Raw genomic sequence first — 17783 nt, 5'->3', positions numbered from 1 at the left:
ACCTATACATATAGTCCACCTCCAGCCGGAGATGTTCAGATAGTTAGGTGGCTATGTTACTCAAAATTACAGAGCCATTGGCCACGAATCTTTGAGAAAGGTAATTGCAGCACCGGTAATGATCATTTTGCCACTTGCCAAAGCGCCCCGGAACAAGGCCCGCTGGCCAGACAGCGCCATCCGCCGTCGGCCCGATTCAGTCGTAGTGCCGCCGCCAGCAAGGCTTCACGGTCGATCATCAGAATTGCCTGAGGCAGACGCTGCAGGTAATCAGACGAATGGCCCGCCAGTTTGCCTTGCCAGAGTAGCTCGGCGGCCTGGGCGTTGGGCAGGGCGGTGTTGTCGAATTGATCGGCCAGAGCTTGGCGTGGAGCGATGAAGGTCGTGTCATCGATGCGTTCGATCATCTCTGCCAATTCGCTGAGGAACTGTTCGATGTGCTCCAATAAATCCATGGGTGCGACGCTCGGCGATTGCACACCGAACAGCAGTCCGACCTGACCGTTTATCTGGCGTAGTCCGCTGAACACGGCGTAACCGAGTTGCAGCTCTACCCGCAGGCGCTGGTAGAACGGCGTCTGGCACACGTGTGCGAGCACACGCCAAGCGGCTTCATCGGCGATGTCATGGGTTGCCGTCGGACAAAAAAGTAACAGCGCGTGTTCGCTGGAGCCGGTATCGACGGCGTTCCACAGATGCTGTGAGCGAATCGACGGAGTCGGCGTCAATTGACTGTCCGCAGTGCCGGGAATACGACTCAAGGCAAGCCCCATCGCCGCTTGTGTTTGGGCAGACAGGCCTGCCGCCATTCCATCCCAACGCGCGCTCGACCAGAGTTGCTCCAGGTCATCTGAGGCTACAGCGCGCTCAAGGCATAGATCAGGCAATGCCTTGAGAAGCTGTCGAATCGGCATCAACGCAATGGGCGCCGGCTCTTCCTGTGAGAGGCGGGCATCAGGTTTTGTCAGTTCTCTCAGCGCATGTTCGAGGACTGTCGGCATCGGTTCCTGCAGTCCCGTCATCTTCAGCAGCCATTCATTGCCCGATGCACTGAAGGAAAAGTCGACACCGGCCTGACGCGCATCTTCGCACAGCATCCGCAGGTTGTTTTCCAGATTCGACTGAAGGTGGCTGTGGGGTGCGAATCCCAGGCGCCAGCGCAGATAAACCGCACCTTCATCGGTATTATCCGGCAACGCCTGACTGAACTGCATCGGCGATCGTTCGCGGCGACTGCGTGAGCGATCCTGGGCAAAAGTCCGCAGGCCGCGATGGGCGCTGGTCTGGCCGCGAATCAATCCGGCATTCGAGGCGGGAGTCTCGGCGCGCAAAAACGGGTTGGGGGTTGGCAGTTGCCACTGGCCGGTGAAGTTATCCACAGCGCCAATTTGTTTGAGGATTGCCTTGAGGGCGACAACGCCCTGTTCCGATAGCCCGGCTTCAAGCTGTTCGCTGGCTCGTTGGGCCAGTTGCAGGGCGCTGCTGACTTGCTGTTGGCGCTGCAGCAGGGCGGCATACTCTTCGCGCAGCTCGGCCCAATCCTGATGAGAGGCAAAAAAGCCCAGCCAATCCAGAAGCCGTTCGCGGATCACGTTGTCCGGTTGCGTGCCGTGGGCGGGCCGTGTGAATTCGATGTGCAGCAAGGCTTGGCCAGCGTAGTGATAGAGCGGCGCGGCTTTCAGGTTGTCCGCCAGCCCATGCTCTCGCAGCTGCGCCAATAGGCCGCCGGTTTTTTCGGCGTTCAGCCAGTGGCACAGGAAAGCCAGCGCTTCGGGCGATGAGTCGGGCAGTGCTTCGAAGGTGAACAGCAGATCAAGCCGACGCTCTCCAGCCTGTTGATAACTATTGTCTGAAGAATCCATCAACAGGGTGGGCTTTGTCTGAGGGACTTTCTTCCCGGCGGTAATGGCAGCGGCAAATTCCTGCGCCATCCTCTTCAATTCATCGAGACTTTGTGGGCCGGCCAGGCTCAGCGTCATCTGTCTGGTCTGATAAAACCGCTGATAGAAGTCCTTCAACGCTTGCTGAAATTCGGACTGTGGCACCGGCAGGCTGTAACGGTTTCCGGCATGAAACGCCCGCAACGGATGAGCCGCCGAGAGTCCATCGAACAGCGCGAACTGCTGCTGGGCTGTCGCATCCCGCGACCAGGCGACAAATTCGGCGTGCAGCACTTCCCGTTCCCGCCGCTGATCGTCCGGATTCATACGCGGATGAGCGAGCATGTCTGACAGACGCTCCAGTCCATCCCTAAACGCCTGAGGTGGCAGCTCGAAAAAGAAGTCCGTCGTACGTTCGCAGGTTCGTGCATTCACCTGCCCGCCATGACCTTGCACGTAGGCCATCAACCCCTGCTCTGCGGGAAAGCGCTCTGTACCCAGGAACAGCAAGTGCTCAAGAAAGTGCGCCAGCCCCGGCCAGGCCAGTGGCACGTCGTGACTGCCGGCAGCGACCCGCAACGCGGTGGCGCAACGCTTCAAATCGGGAGCATGACGCAACGTCACCCGCAGGCCGTTGGCGAGGGTTTCAGTGTGGAGGCGAGGGTGATTCAGCGCAGGCATGAGCACTTCCAGAACAGAGAAGCGCTAATGCTAGCGGATTAGGGCTTGTTCAGCTCGCCGTATAGCTCGGGACGGCGGTCGAGGAAGTAGCGATTGGCGGCGCGGGAATCGATCATCAGCTGACGATCCAGCTCACCGACAATCAGCGCTTCATCAAGTCCGGCCTGGGCGATGCGGCTGCCATCCGGCGCGGCGATGCTGCTTTGGCCGCAATACTTGATCTCGCCTTCGTGCCCGGAATAGTTGGCGTAGGCCACATAACACTGGTTTTCGAAGGCCCGTGCGCGGACGGTGACGTCGGCGATGAAATCGTAGGGAATCATGTTCGCCGTCGGCACCAGAATCAGCTCGGCACCGGCCAATGCCAGGCGCCGGGCGTTTTCCGGGAACTCGAGGTCGTAGCAGATCAAAAAGCCAAGCTTCCAGCCGTTGAGTTCAACCAGCGGAAACTCATCCGGCCCGGCGCTGAACATCGAGTGATCGAGGTCGCCAAACAAGTGAGTCTTGCGGTAGTTGCACAACCGTTCGCCATTGGCGTCGATCAACTGCACGGCGTTGTAGATCTGCCCGTCTTCGGTGCGCTCCGGGTAGCCATACAAAATGGCGATCCCCGTCGCTTTGGCAATGCGCGCGATTTGCTGCGCCGATTCACCGTTGTGCACCTCCGCCAGCACGCTGACCGCATCGATGCCAATGTTGTAGCCGGTCAGGAACATCTCCGGCAGCACCAGCAAGTCCGCGCCCTTGGCCTCTAGCGCCAGTTGATGCAGGCGTTGCAGATTACCTGCGACATCCAGGGGCAGCGGTGGACATTGGTAAAGGGCTACGCGCATTTCGGATTCCTCTTACTCGGGCAGGGCGATCGGACCGATCTCGTTGAACACATCTCCTGGACCCGGGTTTTCAGCGTGAGTTTCACCGCCGAAGTGTTTCATGATCCCCCACACCGCGTTAAGCGACGTCTGCACCGCGCCTTCGACCCAGGCCGGCGTCCATGAAACGTCGTCGCCGGCGATGAAAATCCCACGCTGCTCGGGCGGCATGTCGTCCTGCATGAAGTGCGCGTACATGCGCTGGTTGTAGCGGTAATGGCCGGGCAGGGCGCCTTTGAAGGCCCCGAGGAAATGCGGGTCGGCTTCCCACGACACGGTGATCGGATCGCCGATGATCCGCGCGGCGATGTCGACTTTCGGGTAGATCTTCTTCAACGCGTCCAGCGCCAGCTTCACGCGTTTCTCCACCGGGTGCGGGAGCATTTTCAGCGCGTCGCTCATCCACGAGTACGACAGGCAGATGACACCGGGCTTGTTGTCGCCGTTGTCGAAAAGATAGGTGCCGCGGGTCAGGCGATCGGTGAGGGTCATGCTCATCAAGTCGCGACCGGTTTCAGGGTCCTTGTCCTTCCAGAATGGGCGATCGACCATCACGAACGTCTTCGACGATTGCATGTAGCGGGTGCGGTCCAGGGCCATCCACATCTTTTGCGAGAACAGGCTTTCGTCGCATTCGATCTGGGTGGTCAGCAGCCAGCTCTGGCAGGTGGTCAGTACGGCCGCGTATTCGCGTGTGTCGCCGTAGTTATCGGTGACCGTAAAACGCCCGTCGGGCGCATGGGCAATTTTTTTCACGCCGGAACGTGGCGCGCCGCTGTGCAGCGAACTGAGGCTGGTGCCTTCAGGCCAATGCACGCAACGTTCCGGCACATGACGCCAGATGCCCAGCGGCACTTGTTCCACGCCGCCGACCACCAGATGCTGGTGATCGTCGCAGTTGGTCATCACCACGCGGAAGATTTCCAGCATCGAGTTGGGGAAGTCCGAGTCCCAGCCGCCGGTGCCGAAACCGACCTGGCCGAACACTTCGCGGTGATGGAACGAGAGCTTGGCGAAGGCTTTGGAGGTGGCGACGAAATCGTAGAACGTGCGGTCGTCCCACAGCGGCACCAGGGTGTTCCACAGTTCCTTGAGGCGCGGTACGTCGCGGTCACGAATCGCTTGCTGGATATCGGAGAACTGCGAGCCGGCTTCCAGAGCATCGGCCCAGGCGTCAGCGACTTCCTGGAACAGTGCAGGAAGATCCGACAGTTTTTGTGCGTAATGAGTTTTGCCTTCCAGATCGATTACCGTGCTGCCCGACGCAGGCGTCAGCGGGTTCGGGAAGGGTTTGGTCTGGAGGCCGAGCTTGTCGACGTAGTGATAAAACGCGGTCGACGACACCGGGAAACGCATACCGCCGAGCTCGGCGATGATGCCTTCAGCACCGTTGAAGGCTTGGGAGCGCAGACGACCGCCCATCTTCGAGGCTTCGTAGACGACGGGTTTGAGGCCCAGTTTCATCAATTCGTAGGCGGCGACCAAGCCTGCAATGCCAGCCCCGACAATCGCCACTTCGGCGCCGTGATTGTGCGCCGGAATACTGCCCAGCCCGGCCGGGTGCTCGATCCAGTCGTCGAAGGCGAAAGGAAAGTCCGGGCCGAAAACGGTGACCGGTTTTTTACCGTCTGCAGGATGGCGATTGTTCTTGTTCATGGCTGACCTTGCTGGCGACCTGACGCAGAGTGCGCGTCTGAGTATAGGAAAAGATGGCAGCCATTCTAGAGAGCGTAGAACACGTTAATAAGACGCAATGTGTCGTCATTTTGCTAATAGTCTGATCAATATGACGATGTATTGCTGCACACTGTTCAATGTGAGAGCGAGCCTGCTCGCGAGGAGGCCTGATCAGACAATGAAGAGTTATCGGTTGAAACTCAAACCGGCTGCCCCCGATCAATCTTGCTACTCAAGATGATCGAAGTCGTCGTCTTCTCCACGCCATCCACACTGCCAATCTGATCCAGCAACTGATCCAGCTGCTCCGGCGAGTCGGTGCGCAACCACGCCACATAATCAAATTCGCCACTCACCGCACACAACTGCTGAACCTGCGCCATGGCACTGAGACGACGCAGCACTTCCTTGCCGGACCGCGGTTGCACCGTAATCCCGACGTACGCCTGCAATCCGCCATCTATCACGCGCTGGCCCAGGCGCACACCGTAACCGGTGATCACTTTGGCCTTTTCCAGCCGCGCCAGACGCGACGTCACCGTGGTGCGGGCGATGCCCAGTTGCCGGGCGAGCATGGCCACGCTTTCGCGGGCATTGATCTGCAAGGCCGCGATCAATAGGCGGTCGATTTCATCAAGAGAGGGCGGGCGGGTGTCAGGCAAAGGGGCATCTCCAGCGGCACAGAGCAATGGGCAGGCATGTTACAGGCACTTCATGCCCTCAAATGGGTTAATTGGATGGACACAAATTGTCACTCGTAGTCGAATGCGCAACTAGGGGCTGTGAAGCGAGGGGATCGAAATGAAGAGCATGCCTGCGGCTCTGCGCGACTATGCACTGCAGATTGCCAATCACGAAATGGGACATTACGTCGTAGCCCGAGCTCTGGGTTTTGAAACGGGTGGTGTGACCCTGAAAGTTACCATGGGCCTGACCCACCATGGAGGGGCCTCCATTACCTTGACGCGGTCAATTTCGTCGATCGAAGCCATGAAGGAACATTTGGAGGCTCGGATAATGGTCCTCTTCGCCGGAGCCATGGCGCAGACATTGCCTGCAAAGCATTCGCCCGAGAAGCGCGTCGATAAGTCGAAAGCGGCAGCCATCCTGAAAGGAGAGTTTGGTGCGGAACAGGATCACGCAAAAATAAGAGAGTTGCGGTACTTGCTTCGAAATATCGCCTATCCCGATACGGATCCAGCGTCGTCTGATCGCATCATTGCTGAGCTAACAGAAATTAATGATCGCTTGTGGTTGCGCACTCAACAAATGGTAGAGGAGTTGGCGGATACGATTACTGGATTGGCAGGGCTTTTGGTAGACCGCATGGTCATTGTGGAGCAATGGGGTAGGCCGGCGGATACGTATGAGGTCGTGTTGACGGGGGAAATGCTTGAACGGCTGCGATCAGTGCAGGCCATTCCACTGTTGAGTGTTTGGGCCTGAAAAGTGCCAAACGCTTACTTCAGTTTGCAGGGAGGCTATCCTGTTTTGGCATAAAAAATCGAGCAAATAATTCGGGTTGTGATTTGATGTTTAATTTGGCGTAAATATTTCGGCGGTGAACTTTTATCGTTTCTGCCGACAGTGAAAGTTTTCCTGCTATCTCCTTGTTAGAGAAGCCACTAAGTAATAATTTGAGGACGTCCTTTTCGCGCGTTGTTATTTGTGTGCCAAGCTGAAGAATCGTTTCTGGCCATAAAGTTGGTTCAGGGAGGTCTTTTTCTACGTCAATCTCAAAACCCATGCGTTGATGCATGAGTGCGGTTACCCATGGTTTGATAATGTCAAGTATTGTTATTTGCTCTTGGTTGAAGCGGATGTTACTACCAAAGGAAATGCATAGCGTTCTATCGGAGTCGAGCTGGACATTGTACTGCGCTTCATCTACAGAAATGTACTGTGCGAAGTATTGATGATAGTACTCAGTTTCAAGGAAGTGCTCCGGTGCAATATCCAGCATATGAAAGAAACCGCTCTGTGGGTTTTCTCGATTAGCTATATAGAATGGATCCAGCATGTAAAGTCCCTTCACGTAGCGATGAAGGAACGCATCTATCTCTTCTGTATCTGCTATATCAGGAAGGCTGACAACTTTCACTTGTTGATGGCTAAATATTAATACCACCCAGTTATCGATTTGCACATATTCATTTAGCGTACGAATAAGTGAGCTCCAGAATTCTGGGCGGTTCAACTGCATGATCAGCTTTCCAATCGATCGATGCCAAGCCAGGCTATGAAGGTCGAGTGGCATTTTCTACCCCTTTAGGGTTAGGGATTCGTAGGTCGCAGGTAAGTATTCGTAGGTATTTACTATTCGTCAATGCCCGGTATATTCACGATCGGGATTCACGATGGCCATGAGGGCATGTCGTCTTGACAAGGATAGTTGTATGAGCAAATCACCTTTGCGAACCATTTTTGCAGTCTCGCTTCTCTGTGCAGGGATAAGCACGTCAGTGGGGGCTGTAGAGCCTGGGGTGTATCTGTATAACTGGTTCGGGCTTTTAGCACCGGATACCCCAAGAGAGTTTGAGCAGGAAACCGGCACCAGAATTCATATGGATGCATTCGACAGTGCCGAAATCATGCAGAGTAAGGTAATGGCTGGGCGCACGGGGTATGACGTGGTTGTGGCTACCTCCAATGTGTTGCCAAGCCTGATCCAGGCGGGAGTACTTCAGCCATTGGATCGTAATCAACTGAGTAATTTGTCACACATCGATCCTGATATCTTGTCCCAGCTTGCGGTCAATGATCCTGGTAACCGCTACGCTGTGCCCTATTTATGGGGCACCACCGGCATTGGTTATGACGTTGATAAAGTCAAAGCGGCATTGGGTGATGATGCTCCGGTGAATAGCTGGGATTTGATCTTCAAAGAAGAAAACATCAGCAAACTCAAGTCGTGTGGTGTGGCAATGCTCGACTCTCCAAGCGAGATCATTTCGATTGCTTTGCATTACCTTGGGCTTCCTAGCAACAGTAAGAATCCGGATGATTACCAGAAGGCTCAAGCCCTACTGTTAAAAATCCGTCCCTACGTCCTCTATTTCGACTCATCCAAAATCGACTCTGACCTGGCTGATGGCAATATTTGTGCAGTTGTGGGATGGGCTAATGGTGCCCTTGCTGCGCAGGCCATCAATGAGAAGGCCAATACGGGACGCAAGATTGCCTACAGCCTTCCTCGCGAGGGAGCGCTGGTTTGGTCGGAAAATCTGGTTTTGTTAAAAGATGCTCCCCATCCAAAGGAAGGCATGGCGTTTATTAATTATATGTTGCGACCAGAAGTTATTGCCAAGACTTCAAATCACACGCTGTATCCTAACGCTAATAAAGATGCCAATGAGTTTGTTGAGCGGAAGCTACGCGACAATACCTGGATTTATCCAGACAAAAAGACTGTTGCTACACTTGTTCCACTTGAGCCACTGCCATTGAAATTGGAGCGAATCCGCACCCGGGTTTGGACCAAAGTGAAGAGTGGTACGTGATCTGACTGGGTTGTTGTCTTGCTAAACTGGCTTTCTGGACTTTTCGGCTTGTCAATTTGAAGTGTTTTTCTGTCAGGATTTGGCGGAGCAATTCGATCTTCAGAGCTCGGAGATAGATAAAACGGACTCTTTCAAGCCAGCCAATATCCCCTGCGCCTGACGGTTTGGGACTCCTGAAGGGCGCCTGACAGGAAAGTTCTGTGTTGCGAAACGGGTGCGTTTCCTGCGATAGCCCGCGTTTTTTTGAGCACTGGTAATCACGTAGGGAGCAGGGAGCAGCCCTTATCAGCCGACTGACTTTGGGTTGTCACAGAGGTTCCAGGGAAGGAGAAAAATCATGTACCAAGGTGATTGTCAAAGCTACTTGGAGTCGGACGAATACAAAGCCTACAAGGAGATTGAGGAGCAGATCGGCCACTGTACGCCCGAACAAGCCTGGGCCATGTATTACGTCTCGGTCGGGATGGTGCGTGAAAACATCGCCTTGGCGGTGATGGAACACATCGCCAGAGGTAACAAGGCACTGCTGGTTGAGTTCCCCGAACTTGCACCGGCTGAAAGGGAGTTCACGAATCGAGCTAAGGCGGATCACGCAAGCCTTTGCAACGAAGGAGTCACTGGTCCTGGATCGCGATGGTGTCCATAGGCGGTTGCTGCCCAGAAAACACGAAAGCCGCGCAGTGCGCGGCTTTGAGTATGGTGGGCCCAGTAGGACTCGAACCCTTATGTGGTACTCAAATTGTCCGGACAGACACTGTCCGTCCGGTCTTGCGACCGAAAATATCCAGCTATTTATGGACTTTATGCCAATTCGATGATCATGACGCTGCGGTTTTATAAATATAACCTGGGTGTGGTATTTGGTGTGACGCATATTTTGTCATGGCTACCAGATGCGAAATGGCACTCCACTTGCACCCTGGTCTGACCACGATTGCATTAGATTTGACCAGCGCGCTTTGGCACCACGACGGCAGCGAATGGCCATAAGCACTCAGTCACGACAAGCAGAGTCAGCCTGATAGCTTACGCCCAACATTAATGACATCCCTAGGGGAGGGTGGAGCTAGTGAGAATTCGGAAAAGAATGGCCAGGATCAGGGGGGAGGTATCCCTCCCCCCATCAGCCTAGGAAACAAATCTGTCTAAAAGACCGTTAGCAATAAATGCTAGCGCCCAAAGACTGACTTCCACCTGTACCACCTTTGTCTGCAACTTGAACATGGCAAAAGCCCTGCGAAGTGCTGACAGCGCTGCCAACTTTTAAGGGTTGGTTATTTATTAAGCGCCTTGCCGGGCGCTTGCTTTTGGCTTACCGCGAATGGCCGCAAGCATCGGCTCCAGTGTTTGAGGTATCCGATCGGCACCGCCGGGAACGGGCTCGTACACAATCACCTTAAGCGGCCTGACGGGGTCGCAGTCAGAGGAGTCACCCCCCTAAGACGTCCTGGCTTAGCGAGGACCGCCCTAATTCAATCCTACCCCAGGAAGTTGAGTTAGAGCGCAAAATTTCACAACCCGTTAAAAAATATGGAAACGCACGTATCCCCTCCCGCTGAAACGCCTCACCTTGTTTTTCGCCAGATTGAACATCCTCTGTAGCGAATGTTGAGCAATCGCTTTCGGTTCCAATTAGGGGCACTGTCGCTGCTATGCTTCGTCGATCAGGATTCTTGGTCAACTGGAGAAAATGTCCAAGAGCGCGAGATTGTGATAGGCGAATTCAAGATAATCAGAAATAAGGACAATATTTGATGGGAAAAGAACGAAAAAAAAAGAAGACACCAATTCAGTATATCGGTGTATTCCCTCAAGAGACTGGTGAGTCTGCTGTAGGCGACTTGAAATTAAAAAGTTCTAACACTTTACTTAAACTTCACTCCGATAAACCTTTGGGCGCAATGACATCCTCATTTCTCAAAGGTACCGCATACACGGGGGAGTGCATTACACTCATTGATTGCTATAGCCCTGGTTCCGGACATACATTCATCAGAGGACAGCTAGTTAAGTATCACACCGACGTTTTCCCACATTTTGTTGCAATAGGCGACAGGCATTTAAGTCCGGACAGCTCTAATATCACTACCATAGAATTTTCAACAAATGATCTTAGTCAAATTTTTTACGACTTCGATGCCTTTGGTCATGTAATCGATTCAAAAACTGTCATTAATTCTGTCCTTGAAGAACGCCGTAAAATTCGTCCCGTAGAGTCGGGTGAACGACCATTGGTTGCATATTTCACCGGTAAAAATCGTATCATCGAAGTCTCTACAGAACTTGGTAAGATTTCAGTTCATCACCGCCCCTCCTATAACATGGGCGGGCCATCGGGAGTATACCTAGATAATCGAATATTCGTATCGATAGAGCCAGAGTCCTCTATTACATTCGATGAGTCAATCGACAGGTTACATCGTGTGGCGAATTTCTTATCGGTAGCAGCGGGCCGCGCCCAGAGCGTTAGCCATATCACAGTCAACACGGAAAACTCCTCGGAAGCTCACTTAACTCCGCTGTCCATTACTCCAACCCTACCCTGGAAAAGCAACAATGCCTCCAATCTTAAACCGCACCCTGGAGACATTCCATTAGATGCTGTACGTCGACCAAGCGAATTTGACACTGCTCTGTCAAACTGGGTTAAGAGAGATAAAGACTGGCGAATAGCACGCGTTCGACATCTAGGATGCATGCAGAAAGGAAACAAATATGATGCTGACAGACTAGTTGCAGCTGCTAACATGTTCGATATATTACCGCAACACGCAACCCCGTTACCCAATGAATTATCCGAAGAATTAATTACCACACGAGATGCCTGCAAAGCATTACTCAAGAACTTACCTGTCGGAATAGACCGAAATAGCGCACTGAATGCATTGGGTAGAATGGGAAAACCATCTCTACCGAAAAAAGTAGCTTATCGAGCCTCTGTCGTCACTGCGGAATTAGGAAGCTTTTTTCCAGACCTGTCTCTTATTGCTAGCATTGCAGTTAAATGTCGAAATTTTTTTGTGCATGGTAGTGCTGGAGATATAGATTACTCAAAAGTGGAACCATTTATGCCTTTTCTCACCGACACCCTTGAGTTCATATTCGCAAGTTCAGACCTAATTGAGTCAGGTTGGAATGCTCAACATTGGGCGTCTGAGCATCACGGATGGGGGCACAGTTTTACAAGATACCGAGCTGAATACGCCGCCACATTGGCAGAGCTACAGTTCGCTACTGCCTCCTGAAGGGTATGTGCCCTTTACCGTCGCTGCTTGATGCCACGCTGGCAGGGATGGCAATAACAGGTTTTGTTCTGAGTGTTATCGAGAACATTGATGAATGCGCCTACGCGCAGGCATGATGGTGTTGCGAAGGCTAACTTTTACAAACACTATCGGCAAGTCGATCACTTCATCAAGCAGGGATCACGAAATGAAGTATGAAAAAATACTCAGGAAGTTGTCTGGGAATCCCAAGCTGACAGAAGAACTAATAGTCGCAGCGTTTAATAAGTATGAAAACAAAGATGTAGATGTCTGCGCTAAGACTATCGAAAAACCTGGATTTGAGATCGCTACCGATGCTGGTTTGTGCTTCATCACAGAGCGACCGATAAGCTATTATAATGAAAGATGGGGGCGGGTTACTGGGGCGCAGGAAAGAGCATTGCCGTTGTTTTTGCCAGTACCGCTTCATATTATAGGTGAGGGTCAGTTGAACGAGGCAATATTCAAAATGAGTAACGCCGAAAACCCAAAAGATGCTGCGGATTCTTGGCTTAATGAATTTTTTGCACCTGAAATCGCAGCAACCTATTTCAATAAATTTTTTCCGTCAGCGATTCGTTCAAAGATTATCGACTAATCGTATTTGAAGCGATTGAAGCCTATTATCTTGGAATGGATCATGTGGCGATCATGTCTCTAATACCGGTATTTGAGGCAGGATTGAGGAATATTCAAAATTTAAGGCTTTGCGTAGATCCTGGTAACGTCAGCGGTGAAAAATTTGAACGCTACCTTAGAGACATCATAATACAGTGGGGGCGGAGAAGGCTTGAGGCATATGTTTGGCACCCAGGGAAAGATTATAATCAGCCAGTAGAGATTGATTTTTTAACGCATATTTGCCCTCAGTCCGACGTAATTAACGCATTCAGAATATACTTCAAGAATATTCTTTACAAACCTAGCTATGGGGACGTGAATGGTTTTAATCGCCACATCATAATGCATCTATTAAAGAACGACTTTAATAATCCTGCGAATTTCGCAAGGATATTTATCTGTCTGACCCATATAACTTTTATAGAGAGTCTAGAAAACAAAAATGTCCCGTTTTTTTGGCGGGGAATTGACGACAGAGATTTAGAAGTTGCAGCGTATTTTACTGGGATATCCAGAATGCTTGGCGACCCTCGTCGCCCCATTTTGCGCTCACTAGGGGTAGATGGTTATTAATTAACGTCAGTGGTCCCGCCGATGCGGGGCATGTAGCGTTTTTAAGGAATTGCGTAGCGACAAAGGCATACCGACGGCTGGTCTGCTAGCCCACATCATGGTGGCCAAGTTTGCCGACCATCTCCGCTGTATCGGCAGGAGAAAATCTTCGGCCGTGCCGGCCTGTCGATTGCTCGCTCAACCTTGGCGCAGTGGGTGGCTTCAGAGTAATCTGGCATGGTTTTCGTCCTTGAGTAACTGGTACGGAATGGCTAACTGAACTCGCCTTTGGCTGGAGCCATTTCTCCAGATCCATTGACTCTAGATAGTCTCAATGACTTGACCACCCGATGGGAACTCATACGACCAAAGCCGGAGGAAACACATGAAACGAAAAAGACAACAGGCCCGACCCGAAGACCCGCAGGTGGAGCGGTCCGTGGGCTCATCGGAAAAGATCCCTTCTGAAGCAGCCCTCAAGCGGATGAAGCTTTCCCTGGAGAACCTGTTAGCGGAAACACCTGAGAACAGTCGAGACGAAGCCTGGGAAAAAATGGCATCAGTCGAAAAGGAATTCTAATTCAGAAGGATTGCCAGCCCAGTAGAGCCCTAGGTATCTGATTCGCCCGACCTGTCCGATGCGCGAGCGCGCCCTGTCACTAGACCATATTGTTTCTGAAGATTCGGACTCAGAACTCATCGGTAAAAAAGCCCCACTTACCGACCAACTCATCTATCGCGAGCGAAATCCTCGACTCCGCCATCAGCTCCGCAGGCGTATAACTCAACGCCACCGCGACCGCCATAGCAAACTCATTCAGCTCTCCTGGCTCGAATGGCCAGACTTGAAGTTTCATCACCGACGCGTCATTGGGACTGTATTTATCGACAACCTCTATCGTGCCCTCCCAAAGCAGATAATTCGTGAGCGATATAGCCATGGTTTTTTGAGGGTAGTCCGCCAACAGCGTGCGCGAATCCAAAAACGTGTCGCCAGCTTCGGCTAATGCGGAATGGCTGAAAGCACGGACGTACAACGACCTCAACCTCGGCGAGGATACGAGACTTCGCACATACCGCAAATCTACAGGACCTTGGCTGAAATCCCATTCCAGTTCTCGGCGCAAATGATCCTGTAGATTTGGATGATCCGCCATCACCACAGTTGGAGCAGTAATCAGTTCCATAAAGTCACACGCCAACCCCATGTTCCAACCGATTCAGAAAAGTGAAAATCGTCTGACACCCCTCTTCCGTCGCCAGCATTTCGCAAGGTCGCCGACCAGCAAAAGCGGTGCGTTCTTGCTGTACCCAAAGCACTGCGCCTTCTCCGAAAAATGACAAAATCAAGTTCACGGCCTCGACGTAGCTGGCGATGTAGTTTTCGTCGCTCTTAAGGTTTTCATCCCGAGCTATCTGATGCGGCCTCGAATGGTGGCCACATCGCGCTTGGAGCCAACCATCAATACATATCGCCCCACCTGGCATCCCGCACATCTCACAAACACTACCTGATACCGACTCCGCGATCTCGAAAGCGGCACCGATGGTCTCGTCCCCTCCGCGATGGTAGATCCTGAGCTGACCAAACTTCTCTTTCACCTGCGTGACCTTTACGTCAAGCGCCTTCAGATCAGCATGTTGCTGGGTTAGCCGAAGAGTCGCTTCGATGAGATTCGCCCACCCGTCATTGCATTCAAAACCAAAGATTGCACCCTCGGAAAAGTCTTTCGAAAAGAGCAGAGTGCGGTACTGATCTGCGAGAAGCCTTTCGATGAAATTATTCATTACCCATTGCCCGCTTTGACCACAACGGGACGCGGGTCTGACCTAGCAATTTTGATGGATACACTTGTCCGTCCATCAGCTCGTAGCAGACCCGCTCGTCCACTTCCTGAATCTCCCGAATTGGCTCCATCAGCCATTTACCCTTTTGGTTCAGCCAAGGGGGCGATACGAGCTGAACCTCATGAATGAACTGCCCGGGCGTATCTCTTGAGGCCAAATCCAAGAGGAATTGTACTTTCGAAATCATGAACTGCTGCTGCGAAGAACCCTCCGCCCCCGCTGTTTCATAGGTGACAAAAAACCACTCGTCATTCGCCGTTTGCGAGATGTACTTCCAGCGGCGTGCGCCTTCTTCAAGCACGAAGAATGGGGACGGCAATCGTGCCTGATCGTGGGTTTCGAACATATTATATCTCCTTGGAAATTCTAATGAGTACTATAGTACGCTGCTAAGAATCTCACAATGTGGCCATATACTCCCTTTTAAGGAGTTGCCATGCGGGAGCTGAATGACGCATTTGCGCAGGCCCTAAGGGATATGCGGCTCGGGGCCAGTCTGGCACAGGCTGACTTTCCACCGACAGTCAGCCGGGAATACATCAGTTTGCTTGAGCGCGGGCTACGCTCGCCTAGCTTGGAGGCGATTGATAACATCTCTGAGGTGATCGGCATCTCTCCATTAGCACTAGTGCTTCAGTGCTACCTGCATCGCGATCCGTCCACCAGCCTTGGAGCGTTGCTGGCGACAGCAATTGGCGACGTCAGGCCGGAAATGATTTCGTGCACACCAAATAATGAGGATGCTGGCTAAACCAGACTCAGTTGCTAATGGCGCCGTTCCTTGTTTTGGGGCATGCAGCCAATGTCGAATCTTGGCTCTCCGAGTAGTTTTTTCCTGTGACTAAAAAAGGGCCCGACAGGGCCCTTTTTGCATTGTGTCGACTGCCCTAGAAGTGAACTGTTGAAAACGACCCAGCAGTGCGCTATCTAACCTTGCATCGTAATCGAGCACCAGCAATACCAATTGCCAAGATGGCGACAATAAAGGACACAAGGATTTACTCCATGAGCATAATCTCCAACGATCCTACGACCCGCCTCGCGTTTTCAATGCACGAAAACCAAGGTGTATATGCAGTACTCATAGGATCAGGGCTCTCACGATCTGCCCGGATACCTACTGGCTGGGAGATCACTGTAGAACTGATTAGACGGGCAGGCTTAGCGGCAGGAGTTTCGGAACAGGAAGACTGGGCACAGTGGTACGTGACCACAACAGGAAAACAGCCTAACTACTCTGCCCTGCTGGAGGAACTCGCACAGACACCAACGGAGCGCAGGGCCATTATTCAAGGTTTTTTGGAGCCCACAGAACAAGAATTTTCAGATGGCTTAAAGCTACCGACACCAGCCCATAGGGCTATTGCAGAGATGGTCAGATCAGGGCATATCCGTGTCATAGTCACCACCAATTTTGACCGGTTGATGGAGAATGCACTGAGGGATGTTGGAATTGAGCCGACCGTTGTCAGCTCACTTGATGGCCTATCCGGGGCTGAACCAATTACTCATGCCAAGTGCTACGTCTTAAAAATTCATGGCGATTACAAAGACGCCAGAATCCTCAATACAGATGTAGAGCTTGATTCGTATCCACCAGAATTTAACTCTCTGTTAGACAGAATCCTTGATGAGTTTGGATTGATCATCGCTGGCTGGTCTGGAGAGTGGGATAACGCTCTGCGTGCCGCTTTCATGCGGGCTCCAAGCAGGCGGTATCCAACCTTCTGGCTCTCGCGAGGAAAACTCGGCGCACGCGCGCAGGATCTCGTAACGCAGCGAAAAGCGATAAACGTCAGTATCCCAGACGCCGATTCGTTTTTCGAGGCGCTGAAATTAAAGCTTCAAACGCTCGCTGACGGCGAGCAGCGCAATCCCGCAAGCCTTGACCTGATGGTCGCGATGACCAAGCGGTTTCTTTCAAAACCTGATTACAAGATCCAGCTGGACGACCTGCTTACCTCTGAGCACAGTCGACTCATGAAAACTCTTACCCCCATATTTTCAGACCAAAACAAACTTGGAAGAGAAACTGAAAAGTGGAAAGAAATATATGAGCACGCGACAACTCCTCTTGCTCATTTAGGGGCGGTCATAGGCAGGTGGGGTGGCGAATCGGAACATGCGCTGGTGATTTCCACAATAAAGGAATTGGTGGCTGACGCAGCAAGAACTCGTAGTGGTGCCCACAGGGTCGACTGGAAAAAAATGAAGTTCTACCCAGCGTTTCTCCTATTCACGGCATACAGCTTAGGACTGACCCGAGCAGGCAGGCTGAGCACCCTGCAAAGCCTAATGGCTCTGAACGTTTTAGTAGATGAGCGAATCACCTCGACTCTAGGAGAATTTTTCAATCCTTCATACTTTCAATCCAGGACTGGCTCTGAGCTTTGGGACGAAGAAGGAGCAACGAAACGTGAAACCCCCGTAAGCAACCGTATCGTTGAACGGCTTCTGCCAGTTTGGGCTCCAAACTTCGCCGGCGTCAGTAGTCCCCAACTTCTCTTTGCTCGCTATGAATTTTACTCCGCCCTGTTTTTCTATAGCAGGCGCTCATCTGAGGAATCCTTAGAGGAGAGCTTGGCTAATGGGCGCTCAAGCCAACTGGTCATCGGGAGGCTGAAATATGACTACGACTCTAAAAATATCATTGAACAAGAGTTTGATGCTGGAGACATCGAGGGACTTGTCGTGGGTGCGAACCTCGTTCCGAGCACTCGGTTCCTCGAACTCTTTATGCAGTGCATGAAGAAAACGTCTTGGTTTTAAATACCTAGATTTGACCATTGTGGTTCCGGGGCAATGGGTGGGTAAGTCCGTGCAGTTACCCAACTAGAGAGGCAAAACCCTGGGGCGCTGCCTCAGACCTCGCTCTACGCCGCCCGA

The 17783-nt window shown here is 52.3% G+C and carries 17 protein-coding genes and 1 pseudogene; 10 read left to right on the top strand and 8 right to left on the bottom strand.

The genetic code is table 11. The features are described from left to right. Nucleotides 1-122: 122 nt before the first annotated feature. From pqqF to ACYZT2_RS26285, 4 genes are all read right to left on the bottom strand, one after another. Entirely contained in the window at nt 123-2561 is a 2439-nt protein-coding gene (pqqF, locus tag ACYZT2_RS26300; protein WP_461968580.1) for a pyrroloquinoline quinone biosynthesis protein PqqF, read from the bottom strand. A gap of 38 nt (nt 2562-2599) precedes the next feature. Then, nucleotides 2600-3394, bottom strand: a complete 795-nt coding sequence (locus ACYZT2_RS26295; RefSeq protein WP_461968578.1) for a carbon-nitrogen hydrolase family protein — start codon at nt 3392-3394, stop codon at nt 2600-2602. A 12-nt stretch (nt 3395-3406) separates the two neighbouring features. After that, a complete protein-coding gene (locus ACYZT2_RS26290) occupies nt 3407-5089 on the bottom strand; it encodes a flavin monoamine oxidase family protein (protein WP_461968576.1) in 1683 nt (560 codons plus the stop codon). 221 nt (nt 5090-5310) lie between these two features. After that, the gene (locus tag ACYZT2_RS26285; RefSeq protein WP_461968574.1) at nt 5311-5772 is read right to left on the bottom strand and encodes an Lrp/AsnC family transcriptional regulator; all 462 of its coding nucleotides are present in this window, start codon (nt 5770-5772) and stop codon (nt 5311-5313) included. 139 nt (nt 5773-5911) lie between these two features. Here ACYZT2_RS26285 and ACYZT2_RS26280 point away from each other — a divergent pair, with 139 nt between their 5' ends. Further along, the gene (locus tag ACYZT2_RS26280; protein ID WP_461968572.1) at nt 5912-6556 is read left to right on the top strand and encodes a peptidase M41; all 645 of its coding nucleotides are present in this window, start codon (nt 5912-5914) and stop codon (nt 6554-6556) included. 19 nt (nt 6557-6575) lie between these two features. On the opposite strand, the gene ACYZT2_RS26275 is transcribed toward ACYZT2_RS26280, so the two are convergent. Beyond that, the gene (locus ACYZT2_RS26275) at nt 6576-7367 is read right to left on the bottom strand and encodes a helix-turn-helix domain-containing protein (RefSeq protein WP_461968570.1); all 792 of its coding nucleotides are present in this window, start codon (nt 7365-7367) and stop codon (nt 6576-6578) included. Nucleotides 7368-7506: 139 nt separating this feature from the next. On the opposite strand from ACYZT2_RS26275, the gene ACYZT2_RS26270 reads away from it, so the two are divergent. The 7 genes and pseudogenes from ACYZT2_RS26270 (at nt 7507) to ACYZT2_RS26240 (ending at nt 13629) form a co-directional block, all read left to right on the top strand. Then, nucleotides 7507-8610 carry a polyamine ABC transporter substrate-binding protein gene (locus ACYZT2_RS26270; protein WP_461968568.1) on the top strand — a complete coding sequence of 368 codons (1104 nt, stop codon included), beginning with the start codon at nt 7507-7509 and terminating at the stop codon, nt 8608-8610. Between the two features lie 337 nt (nt 8611-8947). Then, nucleotides 8948-9256: a hypothetical protein gene (locus tag ACYZT2_RS26265; RefSeq protein WP_461968566.1), complete on the top strand. Its 309-nt coding sequence runs from the start codon at nt 8948-8950 to the stop codon at nt 9254-9256. Nucleotides 9257-10364: 1108 nt separating this feature from the next. Then, on the top strand, nt 10365-11855 hold the full coding sequence (locus ACYZT2_RS26260) for an ApeA N-terminal domain 1-containing protein (protein ID WP_461968564.1): 1491 nt from the start codon (nt 10365-10367) through the stop codon (nt 11853-11855). A 187-nt stretch (nt 11856-12042) separates the two neighbouring features. Then, the gene (locus ACYZT2_RS26255) at nt 12043-12474 is read left to right on the top strand and encodes a hypothetical protein (protein WP_461968562.1); all 432 of its coding nucleotides are present in this window, start codon (nt 12043-12045) and stop codon (nt 12472-12474) included. A 53-nt stretch (nt 12475-12527) separates the two neighbouring features. Further along, nucleotides 12528-13070, top strand: a complete 543-nt coding sequence (locus tag ACYZT2_RS26250; RefSeq protein WP_461968560.1) for a hypothetical protein — start codon at nt 12528-12530, stop codon at nt 13068-13070. A 58-nt stretch (nt 13071-13128) separates the two neighbouring features. After that, nucleotides 13129-13268: pseudogene (locus tag ACYZT2_RS26245) on the top strand (IS66 family transposase); the annotation flags it as partial. A gap of 166 nt (nt 13269-13434) precedes the next feature. Then, the gene (locus ACYZT2_RS26240) at nt 13435-13629 is read left to right on the top strand and encodes a hypothetical protein (protein WP_461968558.1); all 195 of its coding nucleotides are present in this window, start codon (nt 13435-13437) and stop codon (nt 13627-13629) included. 109 nt (nt 13630-13738) lie between these two features. Here ACYZT2_RS26240 and ACYZT2_RS26235 read toward each other — a convergent pair whose 3' ends face one another. From ACYZT2_RS26235 to ACYZT2_RS26225, 3 genes are read right to left on the bottom strand one after another with little or no spacing between them, the layout of a single operon-like run. Continuing rightward, a complete protein-coding gene (locus tag ACYZT2_RS26235; protein ID WP_461968556.1) occupies nt 13739-14236 on the bottom strand; it encodes a hypothetical protein in 498 nt (165 codons plus the stop codon). A 4-nt stretch (nt 14237-14240) separates the two neighbouring features. After that, on the bottom strand, nt 14241-14837 hold the full coding sequence (locus ACYZT2_RS26230) for an MbcA/ParS/Xre antitoxin family protein (protein ID WP_461968554.1): 597 nt from the start codon (nt 14835-14837) through the stop codon (nt 14241-14243). Beyond that, nucleotides 14830-15243 carry a hypothetical protein gene (locus ACYZT2_RS26225; RefSeq protein WP_461968552.1) on the bottom strand — a complete coding sequence of 138 codons (414 nt, stop codon included), beginning with the start codon at nt 15241-15243 and terminating at the stop codon, nt 14830-14832. The genes ACYZT2_RS26230 and ACYZT2_RS26225 overlap by 8 nt, the downstream gene beginning before the upstream one ends. A gap of 90 nt (nt 15244-15333) precedes the next feature. Between ACYZT2_RS26225 and ACYZT2_RS26220 the strand changes: the two genes are divergently transcribed. Together ACYZT2_RS26220 and ACYZT2_RS26215 are read left to right on the top strand one after the other, a co-directional pair. Then, nucleotides 15334-15648 carry a helix-turn-helix domain-containing protein gene (locus ACYZT2_RS26220; RefSeq protein WP_415758898.1) on the top strand — a complete coding sequence of 105 codons (315 nt, stop codon included), beginning with the start codon at nt 15334-15336 and terminating at the stop codon, nt 15646-15648. 254 nt (nt 15649-15902) lie between these two features. Beyond that, nucleotides 15903-17666, top strand: a complete 1764-nt coding sequence (locus ACYZT2_RS26215; RefSeq protein WP_461968549.1) for an SIR2 family protein — start codon at nt 15903-15905, stop codon at nt 17664-17666. The last annotated feature ends 117 nt before the right edge of the window (nt 17667-17783 follow it).

The sequence above is a fragment of the Pseudomonas sp. MDT1-85 genome (genome assembly GCF_054898065.1).
This window is presented reverse-complemented; position numbering and strand designations above follow the sequence as displayed.